The sequence below is a fragment of the Corynebacterium ciconiae DSM 44920 genome, from assembly GCF_030440575.1.
GTDB classification, from domain to species: Bacteria; Actinomycetota; Actinomycetes; order Mycobacteriales; family Mycobacteriaceae; genus Corynebacterium; species Corynebacterium ciconiae.
This window is the reverse complement of the sequence record NZ_CP047189.1, coordinates 1,990,058-2,009,223: the sequence shown is the minus strand read 5'-3', so window position 1 is coordinate 2,009,223 and position 19,166 is coordinate 1,990,058. Positions and strand designations below refer to the sequence as shown.

21 protein-coding genes are annotated in these 19,166 nt (G+C 62.4%); 12 read left to right on the top strand and 9 right to left on the bottom strand.

Features of this window, described 5'->3' with window-relative positions; genetic code table 11:
* Window positions 1-4 precede the first annotated feature (4 nt).
* The 3 genes from CCICO_RS08815 (at window position 5) to CCICO_RS08805 (ending at window position 3,065) form a co-directional block, all read left to right on the top strand.
* Window positions 5-511: a DUF6912 family protein gene (locus CCICO_RS08815; protein ID WP_018020136.1), complete on the top strand. Its 507-nt coding sequence runs from the start codon at window positions 5-7 to the stop codon at window positions 509-511.
* Between the two features lie 105 nt (window positions 512-616).
* Entirely contained in the window at window positions 617-1,723 is a 1,107-nt protein-coding gene (locus CCICO_RS08810; RefSeq protein ID WP_018020137.1) for a flavin reductase family protein, read from the top strand.
* Between the two features lie 43 nt (window positions 1,724-1,766).
* A complete protein-coding gene (locus CCICO_RS08805; RefSeq protein WP_018020138.1) occupies window positions 1,767-3,065 on the top strand; it encodes a fatty acid desaturase family protein in 1,299 nt (432 codons plus the stop codon).
* On the opposite strand, the gene CCICO_RS08800 is transcribed toward CCICO_RS08805, so the two are convergent.
* Genes CCICO_RS08800 through aroA form a run of 3 tightly spaced genes read right to left on the bottom strand, consistent with a single transcriptional unit; the run spans window position 3,062 to window position 6,792 of the window.
* Window positions 3,062-4,432: a chloride channel protein gene (locus tag CCICO_RS08800; RefSeq protein WP_018020139.1), complete on the bottom strand. Its 1,371-nt coding sequence runs from the start codon at window positions 4,430-4,432 to the stop codon at window positions 3,062-3,064. The genes CCICO_RS08805 and CCICO_RS08800 overlap by 4 nt on opposite strands.
* On the bottom strand, window positions 4,429-5,445 hold the full coding sequence (rsgA, locus tag CCICO_RS08795) for a ribosome small subunit-dependent GTPase A (RefSeq protein WP_018020140.1): 1,017 nt from the start codon (window positions 5,443-5,445) through the stop codon (window positions 4,429-4,431). The genes CCICO_RS08800 and rsgA overlap by 4 nt, the downstream gene beginning before the upstream one ends.
* Window positions 5,446-5,454: 9 nt before the next feature.
* Window positions 5,455-6,792: a 3-phosphoshikimate 1-carboxyvinyltransferase gene (aroA, locus tag CCICO_RS08790; RefSeq protein ID WP_018020141.1), complete on the bottom strand. Its 1,338-nt coding sequence runs from the start codon at window positions 6,790-6,792 to the stop codon at window positions 5,455-5,457.
* A gap of 111 nt (window positions 6,793-6,903) precedes the next feature.
* Here aroA and CCICO_RS08785 point away from each other — a divergent pair, with 111 nt between their 5' ends.
* Complete coding sequence (locus CCICO_RS08785) at window positions 6,904-7,581, top strand: SOS response-associated peptidase (protein WP_026161526.1); 678 nt, start codon at window positions 6,904-6,906, stop codon at window positions 7,579-7,581.
* A gap of 41 nt (window positions 7,582-7,622) precedes the next feature.
* On the opposite strand, the gene ybaK is transcribed toward CCICO_RS08785, so the two are convergent.
* The gene (ybaK, locus tag CCICO_RS08780) at window positions 7,623-8,153 is read right to left on the bottom strand and encodes a Cys-tRNA(Pro) deacylase (RefSeq protein ID WP_018020143.1); all 531 of its coding nucleotides are present in this window, start codon (window positions 8,151-8,153) and stop codon (window positions 7,623-7,625) included.
* Between the two features lie 67 nt (window positions 8,154-8,220).
* On the opposite strand from ybaK, the gene CCICO_RS08775 reads away from it, so the two are divergent.
* Genes CCICO_RS08775 through rsrA form a run of 3 tightly spaced genes read left to right on the top strand, consistent with a single transcriptional unit; the run spans window position 8,221 to window position 9,916 of the window.
* The gene (locus tag CCICO_RS08775; protein ID WP_018020144.1) at window positions 8,221-8,982 is read left to right on the top strand and encodes a metal-dependent transcriptional regulator; all 762 of its coding nucleotides are present in this window, start codon (window positions 8,221-8,223) and stop codon (window positions 8,980-8,982) included.
* A 2-nt stretch (window positions 8,983-8,984) separates the two neighbouring features.
* Window positions 8,985-9,653, top strand: a complete 669-nt coding sequence (locus CCICO_RS08770; protein ID WP_018020145.1) for a sigma-70 family RNA polymerase sigma factor — start codon at window positions 8,985-8,987, stop codon at window positions 9,651-9,653.
* Window positions 9,650-9,916 carry a mycothiol system anti-sigma-R factor gene (gene rsrA / locus CCICO_RS08765; protein ID WP_018020146.1) on the top strand — a complete coding sequence of 89 codons (267 nt, stop codon included), beginning with the start codon at window positions 9,650-9,652 and terminating at the stop codon, window positions 9,914-9,916. Before CCICO_RS08770 ends, rsrA begins: the two co-directional genes overlap by 4 nt.
* A 97-nt stretch (window positions 9,917-10,013) precedes the next feature.
* On the opposite strand, the gene CCICO_RS11415 is transcribed toward rsrA, so the two are convergent.
* The 3 genes from CCICO_RS11415 to CCICO_RS08755 form a co-directional block, all read right to left on the bottom strand.
* Window positions 10,014-10,088 carry a 50S ribosomal protein bL37 gene (locus tag CCICO_RS11415; protein ID WP_370513275.1) on the bottom strand — a complete coding sequence of 25 codons (75 nt, stop codon included), beginning with the start codon at window positions 10,086-10,088 and terminating at the stop codon, window positions 10,014-10,016.
* A 116-nt stretch (window positions 10,089-10,204) separates the two neighbouring features.
* Entirely contained in the window at window positions 10,205-10,468 is a 264-nt protein-coding gene (locus CCICO_RS08760; protein WP_018020147.1) for a WhiB family transcriptional regulator, read from the bottom strand.
* Window positions 10,469-10,846: 378 nt separating this feature from the next.
* Window positions 10,847-11,869, bottom strand: coding sequence for a diacylglycerol/lipid kinase family protein (locus CCICO_RS08755; RefSeq protein ID WP_040357819.1), 1,023 nt, complete (start codon window positions 11,867-11,869; stop codon window positions 10,847-10,849).
* Window positions 11,870-12,036: 167 nt separating this feature from the next.
* Here CCICO_RS08755 and CCICO_RS08750 point away from each other — a divergent pair, with 167 nt between their 5' ends.
* Window positions 12,037-12,438 carry a hypothetical protein gene (locus CCICO_RS08750; RefSeq protein WP_018020149.1) on the top strand — a complete coding sequence of 134 codons (402 nt, stop codon included), beginning with the start codon at window positions 12,037-12,039 and terminating at the stop codon, window positions 12,436-12,438.
* Between the two features lie 38 nt (window positions 12,439-12,476).
* Here the strand turns inward: CCICO_RS08750 and CCICO_RS08745 are convergent, their stop codons facing one another.
* Together CCICO_RS08745 and CCICO_RS08740 are read right to left on the bottom strand one after the other, a co-directional pair.
* Window positions 12,477-13,781: an Rv3212 family protein gene (locus CCICO_RS08745; RefSeq protein ID WP_018020150.1), complete on the bottom strand. Its 1,305-nt coding sequence runs from the start codon at window positions 13,779-13,781 to the stop codon at window positions 12,477-12,479.
* A gap of 28 nt (window positions 13,782-13,809) precedes the next feature.
* On the bottom strand, window positions 13,810-15,117 hold the full coding sequence (locus CCICO_RS08740) for a DEAD/DEAH box helicase (protein ID WP_051067275.1): 1,308 nt from the start codon (window positions 15,115-15,117) through the stop codon (window positions 13,810-13,812).
* A 420-nt stretch (window positions 15,118-15,537) separates the two neighbouring features.
* Between CCICO_RS08740 and CCICO_RS08735 the strand changes: the two genes are divergently transcribed.
* From CCICO_RS08735 to CCICO_RS08720, 4 genes are all read left to right on the top strand, one after another.
* The gene (locus CCICO_RS08735) at window positions 15,538-15,765 is read left to right on the top strand and encodes a DUF3107 domain-containing protein (protein ID WP_018020152.1); all 228 of its coding nucleotides are present in this window, start codon (window positions 15,538-15,540) and stop codon (window positions 15,763-15,765) included.
* A 237-nt stretch (window positions 15,766-16,002) separates the two neighbouring features.
* The gene (locus CCICO_RS08730) at window positions 16,003-16,848 is read left to right on the top strand and encodes a DUF3152 domain-containing protein (RefSeq protein WP_018020153.1); all 846 of its coding nucleotides are present in this window, start codon (window positions 16,003-16,005) and stop codon (window positions 16,846-16,848) included.
* A gap of 5 nt (window positions 16,849-16,853) precedes the next feature.
* A complete protein-coding gene (locus CCICO_RS08725) occupies window positions 16,854-18,098 on the top strand; it encodes a HesA/MoeB/ThiF family protein (RefSeq protein ID WP_018020154.1) in 1,245 nt (414 codons plus the stop codon).
* A 61-nt stretch (window positions 18,099-18,159) separates the two neighbouring features.
* Window positions 18,160-19,059, top strand: a complete 900-nt coding sequence (locus tag CCICO_RS08720; protein WP_018020155.1) for a TIGR02569 family protein — start codon at window positions 18,160-18,162, stop codon at window positions 19,057-19,059.
* The last annotated feature ends 107 nt before the right edge of the window (window positions 19,060-19,166 follow it).

The window sequence follows — 19,166 nt, the reverse complement described above, 5'->3', positions numbered from 1 at the left end:
CTCGATGCGCGTCTATCTTCCGGCCACTTTCCCGATGCTCGAGCAGCTGCACAGCGAGGGGATGATCCACGCCCGCAACGGCTGGGGCTTCGCCCTCACCCCAGCGCTGCGCGAGTTTTATACCAGCGGTGACGATGAGGAACTCTCCGAGGTGGCCTTCGACGATGCCGCTCTCGCCTCTATTCGGTTGCTGGCGATTGATAGCGAGCAACGTTTCCCACACCGCCGAGTGGTCATTAGCGCCGATGTGGCCGATGAGGCAGTGGAATTTCAGCCGGACATGGGCGAATCCGTTGTGCGTTTAAGCCCCGCGGCCGTGCAGCTGCGCGATGTTGCGGCGCTCCACATTGATCTCGAGGATGCAGAGGCTGATATTGAGCGCGCGTTGACTGTGCTGGAGGCTGCCGAGCTAGGGGACGAGGACGCGCAGCTAGCGGTGGGGGATGCCGCCGAGCATTTCTTGGCGTGGTACGACCCCACCGAACTGCCCTTCGTGGTGGAGCTGCTCTAGCTGGATGAGATTTCGGGGGTAAAACTAGACAGGCGATACAGACGGGGCTAAGGTACGCTAACGTAATAGTTAGTTCCCGTGGAGAAAATATTTGGAGGCCGTTCCATGGCCATTCCGCCTGCTCGTACCCCCGGTAGCCGCCGCTTTAGTCCGGATCGGCTACGTAGCTTCCGCCGTATTCTTGGGGCGATCACCAGCCCTTTGCTTCCTGATGACTACACCGCGTTGCTGAATCATCGTTGGTCCACGCGCGAACTTCGCGGGGAGATCACCCGCATCACTGCTGTCAATGCACGCACCGTGCACCTCGAGATCGCCCCTGGGTGGGGCGTGCCTCTTGATTTTAACGCCGGCCAATTCATTGGCATTGGCCTGCCCATCAACGGCCGTTTCGTGTGGCGTAGCTACTCCTTGACCAATGCGCCGGTGCGCGGTGGCGATTCCACCTTCCATATCACCGTGCGCGCCGTCGATGGTGGGGTGGTGTCGCAGCATCTCATCGCCCACGCTCGAGTGGGCATGGCCATTCGTCTCGCCGCGCCGGCTGGGGATTTTCACCTCACCGATCCCGTGGCGGAGCGGCTGCTGTTTCTCTCCGCTGGCACCGGTATCACTCCGATCATCAGCATGCTGCGCTATATCGAGCACACCGGGGCCATCGAGCACAGCTCCATCGTGATCGCCCATTCGGTGCGTGAACGCGACGATCTGCTCTTTGCCGAGGAGCTCGAGCGCCTCGGCGCGCACCCTTCAGTTCGCTTGCTGCTCACCATCACCAGCGAGCAGGGGCGAATGTCCATGCAGTCGCTTATCGACGCCATCCCGGAGCTATCCAGCTACGCCGTCTATGTGTGTGGCCCCGAGGAGATGATCCGTACCGCGGAGCAGGAGCTGGGGTCTGTGATAGATCCCGCCCAGATCCGCAGCGAGCGCTTTAATCTGGATCGCTCGAAGGCCGAGGCTAATCCCGGGGGAGTGGTGAGCATCGGGGGCCAAGCATCGGTGGATGTCGATGGGGCTACCACAGTACTCGAGGCGGCAGAGCGGGCCGGTGTGGCGCTGCCGCACGGCTGCCGCATGGGAATCTGTCACACCTGCGTCCAAGAGATCAAAGAGGGCCACGTGATGGATTTAAGTACAGGAAGTGTGTGCGGGCCCGGGGAGCGGGTGCGCGTGTGCAACTCTGTGCCCTGCGGGGACGTCCGGATATAGATAAAGCACCATCGGTGCAACGCGAAGGAGAGACACACAGATTATGGCTATCGATAATATTCGCGCCTATTCGCATCTCAGTGACGAGGACATCGCCGCCATCGGAGCTCGCTTCGACGCGATTAAACAAGAGGTGGAGGCTGACCTCGGCGAGCGGGACGCGCGCTACATTACGAATCTCATTAGGGTGCAGCGGGGCTGCGAAATCGCGGGCCGAGCTGCGCTGTTTTGGGGCAAGAACAAAGCTGCCTTCGCCGCCGGCACCGGGCTGCTCGCGCTGTCGAAGATCCTCGAGAATCTCGAGATTGGCCACAATGTGATGCACGGCCAGTGGGACTGGATGAATGATCCCACCGTGCACTCCACCACCTGGGAATGGGACAATAACTGCCCCTCGGAGCAGTGGATGCATTCCCACAACTACATTCACCACACCTTCACCAATGTCCTCGGTATGGACAATGACGTGGGATATGGCGTTCTGCGGGTCACACGGGATCGCCCGTGGCAGCCGTATCACTTGGCGCAGCCGCTCACCAACGCCGTGCTCGCGGCCTTCTTCCAATGGGCGGTGGCCTTCTACGATGTCGAGCTGGGCAAAATCCCCGCCGGCAAGGCCACATGGGAGGAGACCAAACCGAAGCTGTGGCAAACCATTGCCAAGGTACGCAATCAGTTGCTCAAGGATTACGCCATCTTCCCGCTCGTGGCTCTGCCTTTCGGGCTTGGGTCGACTGTGTTGAAGGGTAATGTTCTTGCCAACTTGATCCGCAACCTGTGGGCCTATTCGGTGATCTTCTGTGGGCACTTCCCGGATGAGACCGAAACGTTTACCAAGAAGCAGCACGCCACCGAAGATCACAACGAGTGGTACCTGCGGCAGATGCTTGGCTCTGCGAATTTCCGCGGCGGTTTCCTGCTGAGCGTGCTCTCGGGCAACCTCAATTACCAGATCGAGCACCACCTCTATCCCACGATGCCCTCGAACCGTCTAGCGGAGGTGGGCGCGAAGGTGGAGCAGATTGCCCGCGACTATGACCTGCCGTATCACACCGGGTCTTTCCCCGCGCAGTTCTTCAAAGTGCAAAAGACTCTGCTCAAGTTGAGCCTGCCGCCGCGTTTCATGGTGGCGGATAAAGACAACGCCCCCGAGGTGCGTTCCAATGCGGCCTTTAGTGAGAAGTTTCCCGTGGAACAATACCTGCACATCGGAGAAGGGGAGAACGGGGTGCGCCGCGGGTTGGCCACCGGCTTGGGCATGTTGAAGAAGATTCGTCCTGGGGTCAAGGAGATCGTGTTGAACTTCTCCGGCCGCACCCCGCAGCGACGTTCAGCCTCTTAAGGGCGGTTCCACGGCATGGTGACGTTCAGTGGAATCTTCATGGTTTCGCTGGCGGCGCGGCCCACTAGCGAGGCTGTGGCGGCGGCAAGGAATAACGCCAGGTAGGCGCTCGAGGTTTGGCCGGTGAACTCGATAGTCACGATCACCGCAAACAGCGGGGCAGCCATGGAGGTGGACAGGAAGCTGGCGCAGCCGAGCAGCGCAAAGTCCGAGGCCGGCAGCCCTGGCATGAAGGGCTGGACAAACACACCGATGCAATAGCCGGCCAGCGCCCCCATGGCGAAACCTGGGGTAAGCACACCACCGACAGCACCAGAGCGCAGGGTGAGAAACACGGCGATGCCTTTGGCCACCAGCAAGGCCGCGGCGAAGGCCAGGGTCGGCCGGCCGATAAGCACCTCGGTCGCGGCCAAGCGGCCGTTGCCCAGCACGGTGGGCAGCTCGATGGATATCAGTCCCACCACAATGAAGGCGGCAGGGATGGTCCACAGCATGTGCGGGCCCTGGGTTTTGTTACTCTCTGCGCGCGAAATCACGCTGCGGAAGATCACACCGAGCACACCGCACAGCGCGCCCACGATGAGCGCGGCACCAAGATTGCCCCAGCCCTCTGATAGTGGAATGGTGGCATAGAGGGGATCGTTACCCACTACGATGCCGGAGGTGACTGTTGCTACTGCGGAACACGCCAGCACCGTCATCATCGTTCGGATCGTGATCGAGCCCAGCAGGATCTCCACCGCAAAGATGGCCCCTGCCAAAGGAATGTGATAAATCGCGCCCAGACCGGCCCCAGCGGCAGCCGCCACCAAGATGCGGCGGGTCTCTGAATCTAATTCCAGCCGGTGCGAGAGCTGGCTAGACATCATCGCGCCCAGCTCGCGGGGCGCGTTTTCTCGCCCCACAGAAGCACCGGCGGCCACGGTGATCATCTGCAGGAACGCGTTGATGAGGGTAGAAAGCACCGGCATGGGCTTGCCCTGCATGCCCTCGGTGACCGAGCGGATCGGCTTGCCCTTCTTCTGCAGCAGATAATATGCCCCACCGGCTAAGAGCCCGGCGATAGTGATGCCCCAGAAGCGCTGGGAGGCGCTGGTGCCGGCCGTCAGATGTGCGGTCATGCCCTCATGGCGACCGTAGACCACAAGCTCCACCATCTGCATTGTCTTCACCAACGCCGCCGCGCCTAGGCCTGTGCCCACGCCAACGATGAGGGTGTAGAAACACAGCAGCGCCAAGCGCCTCAGGCGGGCCTGCGGCGTGGCCACTCCCGTGCCCTTCGTGCCGCGCTCACCTCGATCACCACTATCGGCGGGCGCCCGCTCTGAGGCACCGGGCTGCGGTATGGGGCGGGGCTCGCTACTCACAGGTTCTTCATCTTCCATTCATCATTGGAGTGCAATGAGGTGAGCAGCAGACGCACCGCCTCGGCGCGCCGAGCTGAGGGGCCTTCGAGTTCATCCAATCCGCACTCAGGATCGGCCGGAGGCCCGAGGTGGGTACAGCCGCGGGAACAGTTCTCGGCGGCGGCCGCGAGATCATCAAACACGGCAATCACGTTCTCTGGGGTCACGTGCGCTAGCCCAAAGGAGCGAATACCGGGGGTGTCGATGATCCAGCCCTCGCCGGAATCCAGAGGCAGCGCCACCGATTGGGTGGAGGTGTGGCGGCCTTTGCCCACCCTTGAGACCTCGCCGGTGGCTCGGTGGGCGTCAGAGACGATGCGATTGACCAAGGTGGATTTACCCACCCCAGAGTGGCCGATCAGGGCAGAGACATGGCCATCGATTATCGTGTTGAGTTCATCGAGGGAGTCATCGATGCCACACACCACCACCGGAACCTCGAGGGCGTCGAACTCGGCGGCGAAAGCGGAAGGATCGGCCAAATCAGACTTAGTCAGGCACAATACCGGTGAGAGGTTGCCAACATAGGCGGCCACGAGGGCACGCTCCACAAAGCCGGCGCGGGGCGGGGGATCGGCCACGGCACAGACGATGAGAAGCTTTTCCGCATTGGCCACCACGATTCGCTCATAGGGGTCGGTGTCATCGGCCGTGCGGCGCAGTACTGAGGATCGCTCGGCGAGCTTGACGATCCTAGCCAGACTGCCGGGACGGCCACTGGTATCGCCCACCACGCCCACGCGATCGCCCACCTCGATGGCGGTGCGGCCCAGCTCGCGGGCACGAATGCACGTGATCGTCTCCCCAGAGCTACGCCCATCAAGCGCCACGCCCCATCGGCCGCGGTCTTTGGTGATCACCATGCCAAACACGGCATCAGCGTGCTTGGGGCGATGCTTGGTGCGGGGCCGCGAGCCCTTGGAGGGGCGAATCTTTACATCGGATTCGTCAAAGTCGCGCCGGGATCTAGCCACTGTCTCGTCTTACTCCTCGTTACCGCGGTTGGTGGGCTGGGTGCCAGCGATCATCTGCGTCCACATGGTGTCGAACCCAGGCAAGGTTTTAGCCGTGGTGCCGATGTTTTCCACCTGGACGTTCTCGGTGACGAGCCCGATGATGGCGCCGGCGGTGGCCATTCGATGATCGTGGTAGCTGTGCCAGACTCCGCCATGCAGCGGTGCCGGGGTGATCGTGAGCCCATCGGGGGAGGCTTCGCAACGCCCGCCGAGGCGGTTGATTTCGGTGCTCAGTGCCTCGAGCCGGTCGGTTTCGTGGCCGCGCAGATGCGCGATTCCGCGCAAAAAGGAGCGGGAATTGGCCACTGCGGCGAGCGCTGCCACGGTGGGGGTCAATTCGCCGATATCGCTCATGTCCATGTCGATGCCGCGCAGAGAACCCCGCGCAGGGCCGGTGACCACGAGTTCGTGGCCATCACCGCGGGCGTGGAGTTCTACCTCCGCTCCCATGCGGGTGAGGATGGAGCGAATGGCATCTCCAGGCTGGGTGGTGGTGTGGGGCCACTGGGGGATCGTGACTTCGCCGCCGCTCACCGCCGCTGCCGCGAGGAAGGGAGTGGCATTCGACAGATCGGGTTCGATCTTCCAGTGGCGGCCGCGGATCGTTCCTGGACGGACCCGCCACACGTGGCGCTCGGAGGTCTCCACCTCCACCCCGGCTTCGCGCAGCATCGCGATCGTCATATCGATGTGCGGTTGGGAGGGCAGCACGGTGCCGGTGTGGCGCAGCACGATGCCCTCATCAAAGCGGGCAGCCGCCAGCAATAAACCGGAGACAAACTGCGAGGAGTCAGAGGCGTCGATCGAGATGTCGCCGCCGGGTAGGCTGCCGGTGCCGTGCACTTCGAAGGGCAGGCGGGTGCCGTCGATACGCGCCCCTAGCCCCCTCAGCCCATTGAGCACAGCACCCATGGGGCGGGTGCGGGCCTGGACATCGCCGTCGAAGAATACGGTGCCGTGGGCGAGCGCCGCCACCGAAGGGACGAAGCGCATGAGGGTGCCGGCCAGTCCGCAATCAATGGTGGTGCCGGAGAGTTCGTGGGGATGAACCCGCAGTTCAATGTTGGGGCTGCCGTGGGAGGCGGAGACATCGGTGATGGAGGTGCCCAAGTCCGCTAGCGCGGAGATCATCAGGTCGGTGTCGCGGCTGCGCAGCGCCCCTGAGATGGTGGAGGGAGAGTCTGCGAGTGCGGCCAAGATGAGGGCACGGTTGGTCATCGACTTCGAACCGGGAATGTGCACGCGGGCGCGCACAGGGTCCTTCACAAACGGGCTGTCCCACAGGGGCATGCGAGCTGAATCCATACCTTAGATTCTAGGGTCAGGGCCACATGCTAGCGTCGAGGCGCCCCAAAATCGCAGGTGGCTGTGGGCATACGGGGGAGTCGTGGCCGCGGCGGTGGCACAATGGGCGACATGTGTGGTCGTTTTGTTTTGTTCACAACCGATGAGCAGCTGGTGGATGAGGCGCGCCGGGTGCTGGATGTCGCGGACATCGATACACCCCAAGGATGCCCGCCATCGCGCTATAACATCGCGCCTACTCAGTCGATACCGGCGTTGGTGCTCAGCGAGCTTCTCGCCGATGCCGCGAGTTCGGCGCCGGTGAGTCTGCGGGCCGCCCGCTGGGGTTTGCTGCCGGAGTGGAAGAAGGACACCACCGGCCCTGTGTTGTTTAACGCCCGCGCTGAAACGGTGGCCTCCAAGCCGTCCTTTCGCACCGCCTTTTCCCGTTCACGCTGCGTGATTCCGATGGACGGCTACTACGAGTGGAAGGACAAGCAGCCCTATTTCGTGCACCGAGATGATCGCGAGCTGCTGTGGGCAGCGGGGCTGGCGGCCACCGGTGTGGAGCAGCTGTCGAGCACGATCATCACGACCGCTAGCGCCGAGCCGATCGCTTGGCTCCACGATCGCATGCCGCGTCTTCTCACAGCAGAAGAAGCCCGCGCGTGGCTGATGGGGGAAAAGGACATGGCGGAGCGTATTGTCGCTGGTCCCTCGCCGGAGTCGCTGCGGGCCCACATCGTGAGCTCCCCGGCCGATAAGGCCGTAGGTGCGGTGAGTAACGATTACCCGGAGCTCATCTCCTAGGGGTGCGCTTTTCGACGCTCACCTTCACCTGCCGACATCAGCTAGGAGGAGGCGGCAAGGTCACTGAATTCCGCGCCTACCACGGTGGCTAGATCGTGGGGGCTGAGTTGGATATCCAGCCCCCGCTTGCCCCCGGAGACGTAGATGGTGGGGTGGGAGGTAGCGGTGGCGTCGATACGCGTGGGTAGTGGCTTTTTCTGCCCCAGCGGGGAGATTCCGCCCGTGATGTATCCGGAGGACTTTTCGGCATCGTGGGGATCGGCCATACTCACCTTGGCCACCCCAAAAGCCTGGGCGGCTTTCTTGAGAGACAGCGAGCCGGTGACGGGAACGCAACATACCGCAAGCATGCGACGCGGACCGCGGCCGGCGCTGAGATCCACCACCAGAGTTTTGAAGATGGCCGATGCCTCGGCCCCTTGCGCGGCGCTGAGGGCCTGAGCTGCATGTTGCCCAAAGTGATCAGAGCCGGGGTCGAACTCGTGTACGCGATAGTCAACCCCGGCGGCCTTGAGGGTAGCCACGGCGGGCGTGGCGGCGCCGGAGGTGGGCCTGTTCTTCTTCTTTGCCATAACGACGTCTCACTATAGCGCTGCATAAACATGGCGAACGAGCCGCTGGGCATTAGGGTTAGAGACTATGGATACGCCCGTACCGCCCATCACCGATCTGCCTGTGCGCACTCAAGATTATTTGAAAAACATTTTCGATATTTGTGAGCGCACGCATGCCCCAGCCTCGTTGAAGGAGATCGCCACCACGATGGAGCAAAAGGCTCCTACCGCCTCGGAGGCTGTGAAGAAGCTAGCCCTCAACGGCTATATCCACCGCGAGCCCTATCACGGCATCACTCTCACCGAGAAGGGACGGCAGCTGGCGCTTGCGATGGTGAGACGCCACCGGCTGGTGGAAACCTTCCTCGTCGAGGCGCTGAATTATGGCTGGGACGAGGTGCACGAGGAGGCGGAGATGCTCGAACACGCCATCTCTGATCGGCTGCTCGACCGGCTCGACACCTTCCTCGGCTTCCCCAGTCGCGACCCCCACGGCGATCCCATTCCCAGTGCCAGCGGAGAGATCGACACGGTGGGCGGGTTCACGCTCAGGGCCATCGCCACCGGCGAGCACACGGTGGTTGAGCGGATTCACGATCACAGCGTGGATATTCTGCGCTACCTGCGCGAGCACGCGATCGTGCCGGGTGCCGAGATTCGCGTAGGTGAACCGCCCTTCGCCGGCATGGTGGCGCTGTATGTACGCCAGGCCGATGGTGCATGGGCATCGGAGCCGGTGCTGCTCAATGAGGAGGCGGTGCGCTGCGTGGATGTGGCGGATCCTAGAATGAAAGACGATACAACGCTAGGCGCACAACGCGATTTAAGGCAGGAGCCACAGGAATAAGCATGGCGACAACACCTGACAACGCACAGGCCACGGGCCGGGCGCATGCGGGCGAGGATCAGCGCAGCCTCGAAAAGCGCTTCGAGGAGGATGCGCTGCCGCTGCTGGACCAGCTTTATGGCGGCGCGCTGCGCATGACGCGCAACCCGGCAGATGCAGAGGACCTCGTGCAGGAAACCTATTTCAAGGCCTATCAGGCCTTCTCCTCTTTCACCCCGGGGACCAACCTCAAGGCGTGGCTGTACCGGATCATGACGAACACCTACATCAACAGCTATCGCAAGAAGCAGCGCCATCCGCAGCAGATGCCTACCGAGGAAATTACCGATCATCAGCTGATGAGCACCTCCACTCACGATTCCACTGGGCTGGAATCTGCCGAGGTGGAGGCGTTGAAGCTGCTGCCGAACACGCAGATCGCAGACGCGATGAATCAGCTGAGCGAGGATTACCGCATGGTGGTCTACTACGCCGATGTAGAAGGACTGGCCTATAAAGAGATCGCGGAGATCATGGGCACTCCCCTCGGAACGGTGATGAGCCGGCTGCATCGGGGAAGAAGACAGCTGCGTGATGCGTTGAAGGAAGTAGCGGCCGATCATGGTATCGGCGTAGATAGTGAAACTCACACAACCCAGACGGCCACGACGACGCGGAAGGTGAGCCAATGAGAGACTGCGGACGCAAGCACGAATGCTCTGAAAGTTGCGAGCGCGCCTACGCCTCTCTCGCGCGGCTGCTCGACGGGGATTGCACCCCGGGCGAGCGTGAGCGACTGCGGCGGCATGTCGAGGCCTGCCCCGAATGCTTCGAGCGGCTAGGAGTAGAGGAGCAGGTCAAGGAGCTGCTTAGGCGGTGCTGCTGCCAGAAGGCGCCCACTCATCTGCGAGAAACCATCCGCTTTAAGATGCGGGTGGAGTGGACCATCGGCTAACCGCTGCAAGTGGTGAATAAGGAAAAACCCAGCGTGACTCGGATGTGAGAGTCAGGCTGGGTTTTGTCTTTGCTCGATGGCCTAGGCCGGTGCTGGCTTAGGCGTTGGGGCGCTTACCGTGGTTAGCGCCCTTCTTGCGACGGTCCTTACGCTTGCGACCACGCTTGCTCATAGTGGTCTCCTTCCTAGAGGTGGGTGAAGAATGAAACTAAAGTTTGAGTGCCCAGTGTATCGCCTCAACAAAGGCGAAAACAATTCACCTCGAGGGTGGGCGAGAGGAGACAGGTCCTAGACGGTGGCGCGGGAGCGCTGGCGAGCCAAAGCCTTATTGCGACGCTTCAGCGCGCGGCGCTCGTCCTCGCTCATGCCGCCCCATACGCCGGCATCCTGGCCGGACTCGAGGGCCCACTTCAGGCACTGGTTCGTCACAGGGCAGCGGTTGCACACGAGCTTCGCCCGGGCGATTTGAGCGAGGGCAGGGCCGGAATTTCCTACAGGGAAGAAGAGCTCGGGGTCCTCGTCGCGGCAAACGGCATTGTGGCGCCAGTCCATGTGTACTCCTTAAATAAGCAAAAAGTTTCTGTGCATCTATGTGGTGATAACAAGACTCCGGACACAAACAGAGGGGTGCAGGGAGGAAGCTTCGCGGGGCGTTGGTTTATCACTGATCTGAACATCCCAGGGCCGCACAGCTGGCGGGCAACACCACTCAAGGTGGGCCCGTGCATGCTAGCCGCAGAGAAGCCAGAGAGGAGAAAAAATAACGCCCGCCGCTCAAGCGTTCCGTCTCAGCTGCGGGTTTAACGTGTGGTTAAGCTCTGCTTCTACCGAAGTGTGGCAAAGGGTTCTGCTTTCTTTGCCTTCGCTGAGGTGAATTCTTGCACGAGTATGTCCGCTTGGCTAGAGTTTCGCGCAAAAATGTGCAATATCTCACATTAATTGAGGGCCTTCAGGGGCAATCACGTCGATGACTTCGGGGACAGAAACGATATCGATACGATCTGTCTCGCCCATGAATTCGCCGTCTAGCTGCCACTTCGTCTTCTCTGTGAGGGTGAGTGTAAGAGCGTTGATATCGTCAACTTGGATTTCTCCGGTATCCACAGGCAAAGCGGACCAGAACCGGACATTAGATCCCACAGTTTTCATCAGGGCGGCCAAACCTCCGGGGCCTTCGCCGCTGGTGAGGGCGAATATAGACAGCCCACCTTCCGTTCGGGCATCGGGGTTGGTCACAACCGGAACTGGGCCGGCGAATGTCCACGGGTTCGTATTAGACACCACCACCAAGGGCAGATTCTTTTCCTCGCGTACCCCGCTCGCGGTTTCCGCGGTGAAGGAGATGTGCGGCGGATGCGCCCGCAGACGGCGCCACGCCCGGGCCGCGATGAGGGCGTATTTGCCGGGAGTGGCGGACATGCCGCGCTTGCGAGCCTGCTCCATCGAGTGGATCACCGCGGCGTCAATGCCGATGCCTAGGTTCACGCACAGCCAGCGCCGGGACTGATCATCCTGCGCATCGCTATCGGCCGAACCCACATTGTGGGCCATGGCAAGCGGCAGTCGCCGCACCGCTTCGGCTCGCAGCAACTCGGCGATCTCGGCGGCGGCCTCCGCCGGATCATTGGGCAATCCGAGGGCCCGGGCGTAGACATTGGCCGAGCCGGTAGGAATAATCACCAGCCGTGGCAGTACATCTGCGTCTGGGCGGGCATCAATGTCCTTGCCGAGCAGGCCATTAATAACCTCACCCACGGTGCCATCGCCACCGAGAACAATGATGGCGTCATAATCCTCACGCCGCAGCCCGGCGCAGATCTCTTCCGCATGCTGCGGATAGGCCGTATGGACAGCCTTGATGGACGTCACAGGCGCGAGCGCGCTCACAACCTCGCGGACAATGGCATGGCTGACGCTCGTGGAGTTCGGGTTCATCAAAAGTAGGCTTCGCACGATTCCCCAGTGTAAAGGATTTCCCCCACCGCATCGTGCGTGGTGCAGCAGCGGGACGTCTCGGGAAGCCGCAAGGGCTGGGTATAAACTGATGCTTTGTGAGCAGAGCAGATAAATCCCCACGCCCTCGTCCGACTACGCGCACAGAGCAGGCCCCTGAGGCGGCCGTGCCTGCCCCCATTCGGTGGGCGGCGATACTCGGCGGAATCGAGGGGCTCGCCGGCATCGGATACGGGCTTTTTCTCATCATCCGTGACGTGCTCGGCTACCGGGATGACTCTGCGGTCTTCGAAGACGAACTCCGCGCCGATCTGCTTGGTTTCGGCACGGGCGTGGTCTTTCTCATCTTCTTCGGCGCGGTGTTCGCCGCCGCCATCGTGCTCGCGCGCGGTAAGCGCTGGGGCCGAGCCCCCATCCTCATGCTCAACATGCTGCTCATCCCCATTGCCTTCTATATCCACGGCGGCGGGCACACCCCACTCGCCATCGCGGTGGGAATCGTAGGATTCATCGGCCTAGGCCTGCTCTTTAATGGGGTAGCGGTGCGCTGGGCTGCATCGCAGTACTAGCGGGGAATTCGGGCCGCCAGGGTGGCGTCGATAAGCGCTTATCGACGCCACCCTGTGATCGTCGAACCCTGCTTGGCGATGATGGTGTCCCCAGCCAAGCGCAGGTTGATGGGGGTGGAATCGGCGCCATCATCGATGGAAGCGCGAACATGCCCGATGCGCTCGCCCGAACCCCACTCGGCTAGGGCAAGGCCATCGCGGACCGGATAGGCCACCGCATCGCTGCCCAGCGCCACACCTGAGCCAATGGCATCGGCGAAGATGTGCTCGACCGCGAGGGTGGTGGGGTGGAAGAGAATAAGACCGCGATCGGTGTGCACCGTGACGTGATGCGGCAGATCGGCGTGGATGAGATCGTGGGGATCGGACAGCGCCGGCACACTGCGCTCACTCAGAACCGAGCCATCGTGACCATAGGAAACAATGCGGCCCTGTGCCCCCGGCTCAAGCGGTGGGTAGTAGACCGCCGCAGCCTCCTTGGCGATAGCCAGCAACTGTGCGTCCGGCTGCTCTAACTCGATAGTCTCTTCTGGCTCTGGTTTTCGCGAATCCTCGGGATTACGGTCGAAAAAATGCAGCCGTGCCAGCAGCTGGCCAGTCTCGTTATCCGCCTCGCCCGGGGCGCACACATCCACCAATGCCAGGGAGCTGAGCCGCGTCAGGGCTGAGCCAATACGGCAATACTCCGTGCCGAGCTGCTCGCGCTCTTGCGGGGCGGGGTCCGTGCCCACCTGGATGGTGCGCACCAAATCCGAGCGCCATAACACCACCAACTCATCGTTGTACACACCTGCGGCGTCATTCGAGCGCACAGAGTGCACCGGCTCTGCGGTGAGTACCGAACGGGTGGCCTTATAGCGCCCCGTATCGGCATCGATCGCGGTCGTTTCACCGCAACCAAAACCAGTGGAAAAAGACACCATCACCTGAGCGAAGGCAACCGACAGGGCACACACCGTGGCGTCACTGCGTTCATAGGACCAACGCTCGGATTCAGTAGCGGGGTCGAAGGCATAGACCCGATGCTCCTCCGCGGCAATCACCAGACCGTCCACCACATAGGTGTCGTCCTCGTGTAGCGGGGACCCGGCAGCGATACTCCACTGCTTGTGTAGCGACTGTGGAAACGAGGTCACAGTGTCCGGCACCGCCGGGGGCTGTTGATCGGGGCCGATAGTGCTGTGTAGATGCGCATGGCGCGCTGGAGCACTGATGAAAGTGAGCACGCAGATGAGCACCACTACAAGCACCAGCACAGCCCAGCCGGCGGTGCCGGCGGGGCCAACACCGCGGCGACGGGTGGAAGAGGCGGAGTCGGCCGCCACGCTGTCACGTGAAGTCATAGGCGAGGAAAGAAGAGAATGTCACTTTCTAGTTCCGGCGGCCGCGGCCACCGCGACCCTGGTGGGAACCACGGTCGCGGTTATGAGACGAGCCCCGCTTTCGGCCACCGCGGTTGCGCACGCTGGAGGCCCCGCCACCAAAGACCGGACGGGCATCGCCGATGGAATCGGTGGCACCCTCCGGAATGTCGAGGGCCTCAAAGAGCTCCGGCGAGGTAGAAAACCACTGCGGAGGCTCGGGCGTATCGAGCTTGAGCTCATCATTAATGAGCGCCCACTTGTGTACCTCGTCGTAGCCCACCAGAGTCACCGCGATGCCGGTGTGTCCGGCGCGGCCGGTGCGACCAATACGGTGCACATAGGTCATCGGATCATCTGGGGTCTGGTAATTGATGACGTGCGTGACATCGTCGATATCGATACCGCGGGCCGCCACGTCGGTGGCAACCAGAATCGTGATGCGGCCCTCGCGGAAGGCGCTGAGCGAACGCTCGCGCGCAGATTGCCCCATATCGCCGTGCACCGCCCCCACCGAGAAGCCGTGGGCGGCGAGGTTTTCCGCCAGCATCGCCGAGGAGCGCTTGGTGCGGGTGAAGATGATGGTGCGACCTCGGCCGGGAGCCTGGAGGATGCGGGAGATGATGGCGGTTTTGTCCATCTGGTGCGCCTGCATCACCACTTGGCGGGTAGAGGAGTGGGTCTGCGAGGACTCCGCTGACTCGGCACGAATATGTACCGGCTTGTGCAAGAAACCACGCGCCAAGGTGACGATAGGGCCGGGCATGGTGGCCGAAAACAGCATGGTTTGATGCGCATGGGTGAGCATGGACATGAGCTTTTCGATGTCAGGTAGAAACCCTAGATCGAGCATTTCATCGGCCTCGTCGAGCACCAAGATAGCCACCTGATCCAGCCGCAGCGCCTGGCGCTGGGCAAGGTCCATGAGCCTGCCGGGAGTGCCCACCACCACGTCCACACCGCGCTCGAGCGCGGAGATCTGATCCTCATAAGGAGTGCCACCATAAATGGCTGTCACCCGTACCGGCAGTTTCGCGGCGGCGCTGATGAGATCCTCGCTCACCTGCACCGCCAACTCGCGGGTGGGGCACACGATCAGCGCGCGTGGGGTGCCATCGAGCTCAGCCACGTCGGCGGCATCGAAGACGCGATCCAGCACCGGCACGCCGAAGCCCAAGGTTTTGCCCATGCCCGTGCGCGCCTGGCCGATGATGTCGGCGCCATCAAGAGCCAAGGGCAAGGTGAGTTCCTGGATGGCGAAGGTATGGGTGATGCCCTTGGCTGCCAAGGCCTCAACAATCTCTACGGCTACACCCAGCTCGGCGAAGGTGGGAGTGCTCGAACCCTGCGGGGTGGGCGTGCTGGTCGACGCCGAGGAGCCGGCCGCTGCAGCCGAGGCCGAGGCATGGGCCTGAGTGTCCTCGGGTGGTGCCGATTGAGTCGGCTGCGGGGACTCGGCTGGGCGCTGGCGGGTGGTTACGCGGCGTACGCGGCGTCGAGAATGCCTCGAGCGGGCAGAGCGAGGCTGATCGTGAGCGGTGGAGGATCCTTGGTCAGACACATCTATAGATACTAACTGGCCTGCCACTAGTATTGGAGAATGCCTCAGTGCGCAGTGCAGGCAGCTACCCTCCTGGCCGCGCATGTGAGACGATAATCGTTGCTCATACGCGCCGGCGCGGTAGCCTAGGCAGGTGCCGCGCGAATGGCACAGATAGAGAAAAGAGGGCATCACTTCATGGACATCAAGATCGGTTTCAACGACAGCCCACGCGAGCTCGTGATCGCCACCAACACCGCCCAAGACCAGGTGCTGGCACAGGTGAAGAAGGTGCTCGAGGCGGAAGAGCCGAGCTCGCTGACTCTCGACGATGACAAGGGCCGTACCTACGTGGTGTGCGGTAGCTCCATTGCATATGTGGAAGTTGGTTCCGCACACGCGCACCCGGTGGGCTTTATCAACTAACGCACCTGGTTGACCACCCACACGCGCACGAGCTAAAAGGAGTAGCGAGTCATCGACGAGAGAAGACACCCACGCGGCCTGGACGGGGAGAACCGCCCCGACCGCTACAACGCGTGGAATGACCACGATGATCTTGCTGACCCGCGCCCGAAGCGGCAGGAGACTCGCTCTCGGCACGGGCGGCACGAGGCTGCGAGTGAGCGTCGAGAAGCGGACGAGGCTCAGGATTCCTTCTTCGTGCGCTTTGCCCGCGACTATGGCTGGCGAGCCTATGCGATTCCGGTGCTCGCAATCATCACCGTATGGGTGCTGGTAGACATCATTCAGCAGCCTGCGGACACCACCCCGCCCAACCCGCCCGCAGCCACCAGTACCGCCGATAACGACCGCCGTCCCCCCGTGCCCAACCCAGCTGATCTCGACTTCATGACCGAAGGCGGAGAGCTGCCTGATGGCGGGCCCTACACTGACAAAGGGAAGGGCACCTACCGAACCGTGGGTAATCCCGGCGCCGAAGCTGGGGCAGGGCGCCCCCGCACCTTCACCTATGTCATCCAGGTAGAAGACGGGCTCGATCCCGCCCACTACGGCGGCGATGACGGCTTTGCCGCGATGGTGGATGCCACCCTCACCAACCCCAAGGGTTGGACCGCCGATCCCGAATTTGGCTTCAAGCACATTGCGGATGCCGACAAAGCGGATCTGCACATCCAGCTCACCTCTGTGGCCACCACCCACAAGGAATGCGGCGCCAACCTCGCCATGGAGACCTCCTGTTTCACCTCCGACGGCAACCGAGTGGTGATTAACGAATCCCGCTGGGTGCGCGGTGCGCGACCCTTCGCCGGCGACCTCGGCGCCTACCGTCAATACCTCATCAACCACGAGGTTGGGCACGGCATCGGCTATGCCCAGCACGTGCCCTGCGGCCGCGACGGCGCGCTCGCGCCGATCATGATGCAGCAGACCCTCAGTCTCTCTAACTCGGAGCTGAACAAGATCGACCCCAACGAGATCTACCCCGATGACCAGGCCACCTGCAGCTACAACGCATGGCCCTATCCGACAGGCAAGAAGGACTAACTTCGGTGACTCTCCCCCCGCGGCCGCTGCCACCACAGGCGGCGGAACGCTACGCCCGCCACCTTTCCCTGCCTGGGATCGGGCTGCGCGGACAGCAGAAGCTCAACGGCGCCTCGGTGCTGAGCATCGGGGCCGGTGGGCTGGGTAGTCCTGTGATCGAATACCTCGCCGCAGCGGGGGTGGGGTGCCTGGGCATCTGCGACGGCGATTACGTGGAGCTTTCGAACCTGCAGCGCCAGGTGGTGCATCGTAGCTGTGATATCGGTGTGCCCAAGGTGGAATCCGCAGCGCGGCGCGTACAGGAACTCAACCCAGAGATCACGGTGCGCACCCACCCGAGCGCACTCGACGCCACCACAGTGGAGGAGATCCTCAACGGCTACGACATCGTGGTGGATGGATCCGATAATTTCGCCACCCGCTACCTAGTGGCTGACCACTGTGCCGAGCACGATATCCCGTTGGTGTGGGGAAGCATCCAGCAATTCGGCGGGCAGCTCTCCGTATTCGCCGAGGGCTATACGCTACGAGATATCTTCCCCACCCCGCCACCGCCGGGCAGCGCGCCCAACTGTGCCGAGGCTGGGGTATTCGGGGTTCTGCCCGGAGTGATCGGCACCATGATGGCCACCGAAGTGATCAAGTTGATCACCGGCTTCGGTACCCCGCTCATCGGTCGACTCGCCACGTGGGATGCCGCGCGCTCGAGCTTTAAAACATTCTCCTTTGCGCCCAACCCCGACTCAGCGAAACTACGGCACACCCCCGTGGCAGATGCCTGTGACTTCGCAGGCGCCGAGCAACCCAATACGGAGGCGGAGAAGGTTCAGTCAACGACGGGCTTTTCGTCTCCTCACACCTCCGGAGGGAAGGACAGCATGAACCCCACGCACCCCGCGCAGCCCACCGATTCCAGCGGCCAACCGGAGCATCGCTCCATGGCCGAGCTGCCCGTCTTGCTCGAGGAGGGCATGATCTCGGTGGATGTGCGCGAGCCCATCGAATGGGAAGGGGGAGTGCTAGGCGATAGCCTGCTGGCCCCGCTCTCACAACTGCGTGCTGGGGATCTCGGCCCCGTGGCCGCGGTAGACCGGGCCCAGCCAGTGGCGCTGTACTGCAAGGCTGGGGTGCGCTCCGAGGAAGCCGCCCGAATCCTGCTAGCGCATGGCTTTGAGCGCGTGATCACCCTCGACGGGGGCATCATGTACTGGTGGCTTAATCACGACACCGAGCAGCCCTCACAGCAGTAAATCCTCGCGCGGCCGTGGTGTGAGCGCGGAGCTGGCGGGATGAAACGCTAGTCTAGGGGCTATGACTGACACCACCGACTCGACACCCGTGGGCTCGGTACCGGGGCATGTATTCGAGGCTTTCCGAGTGCCCACCCACCACATCGCCGCGTCCTCGCGGCTCGGCAGTGCGTGGGATAACGGCATCAAATGCGGAAACGTGGTGATCTCCCGAGCATCCTCCGCCTCTTTCGCTGCGTGGTCGGCGAAATTGCGCGAGAGCCTTCATCCCACTGGGGTGCGGCTCGTACGGCCGGTGCGCTCTACAGATGGTCGCGTGGTGATCTCCGGTTTTCGTGCCAACGCCTTCGTCGTGGGGGAGCCAGCTCAGCGCGTCGATGAAACCGTCAGTGCCGCGCTCCGGCTTGCGGACGCCCTCGCCGAGGTGCGCGTGCCCCAGTGGGTCAACCGTGATGTGCCGCGCATCGACGGTGAGGCCAGTATCTTCCACCTGGCTGACCGTGCTGCCTGGTCAGACCAGCCCGCCGAACTGCTCGCCCGAGCTTTCGACGGCAATCGGGAAGCCCACGGCCACGAGGTGGAGGCGCTCACTGCCGCTGCGGAGCTGCATAGCCGCGTGCCTGATATTCCCCTCGAAACGCAGTTGGGCCACGCTGACATGCTGGGCACAACCATCTTTTCCGGTAGCCAGGCTCCGATCGTGACTGAGATCGTGCCCGTGGCCCATCCGCATGCCTACACTGCGGCACTGACGATGGTCGACGGCATTATCGCCGATGCCGTGGATATTGGGGTACTGGATCGTTTCTCACATCTGCGTTATCTCGACGCCCTTGCCGCCCGCGGTGTGCTGTATCGCCTCTACGTTCACGCGCTGCACCCAGCAACCCGCCCAGCACACAGTCGCCGTATCGTGGCTTTGGCTCGTGAAATAGGTGAACGATTGGACGCCGATTCTTAGCGCAGGCCTACCGCATTCCTAGTTCGGGGTGTGGGCGTGCCCTTGGGAGCGTAAGGGCACGCCCCACCCTTAGTGTCGAATGCGTGTTCTAGTTCTTTGAGGGTGAG

Bases quoted from the DNA above. Each gene is read 5' to 3' on its own strand.
- CCICO_RS08805 (WP_018020138.1), top strand. From the start codon at position 1,767: ATGGCTATCGATAATATTCGCGCCTATTCGCATCTCAGTGACGAGGAC.
- aroA (WP_018020141.1), bottom strand. From the start codon at position 6,792: ATGGATTCAGCTCGCATGCCCCTGTGGGACAGCCCGTTTGTGAAGGAC.
- CCICO_RS08745 (WP_018020150.1), bottom strand. From the start codon at position 13,781: ATGACTTCACGTGACAGCGTGGCGGCCGACTCCGCCTCTTCCACCCGT.
- CCICO_RS08720 (WP_018020155.1), top strand. From the start codon at position 18,160: ATGACTGACACCACCGACTCGACACCCGTGGGCTCGGTACCGGGGCAT.
- ybaK (WP_018020143.1), bottom strand. From the start codon at position 8,153: ATGGCAAAGAAGAAGAACAGGCCCACCTCCGGCGCCGCCACGCCCGCC.
- CCICO_RS08775 (WP_018020144.1), top strand. From the start codon at position 8,221: ATGGATACGCCCGTACCGCCCATCACCGATCTGCCTGTGCGCACTCAA.
- CCICO_RS08760 (WP_018020147.1), bottom strand. From the start codon at position 10,468: ATGGACTGGCGCCACAATGCCGTTTGCCGCGACGAGGACCCCGAGCTC.
- CCICO_RS08810 (WP_018020137.1), top strand. From the start codon at position 617: ATGGCCATTCCGCCTGCTCGTACCCCCGGTAGCCGCCGCTTTAGTCCG.
- CCICO_RS08815 (WP_018020136.1), top strand. From the start codon at position 5: ATGCGCGTCTATCTTCCGGCCACTTTCCCGATGCTCGAGCAGCTGCAC.
- CCICO_RS08735 (WP_018020152.1), top strand. From the start codon at position 15,538: ATGGACATCAAGATCGGTTTCAACGACAGCCCACGCGAGCTCGTGATC.
- rsrA (WP_018020146.1), top strand. From the start codon at position 9,650: ATGAGAGACTGCGGACGCAAGCACGAATGCTCTGAAAGTTGCGAGCGC.
- CCICO_RS08770 (WP_018020145.1), top strand. From the start codon at position 8,985: ATGGCGACAACACCTGACAACGCACAGGCCACGGGCCGGGCGCATGCG.
- CCICO_RS08785 (WP_026161526.1), top strand. From the start codon at position 6,904: ATGTGTGGTCGTTTTGTTTTGTTCACAACCGATGAGCAGCTGGTGGAT.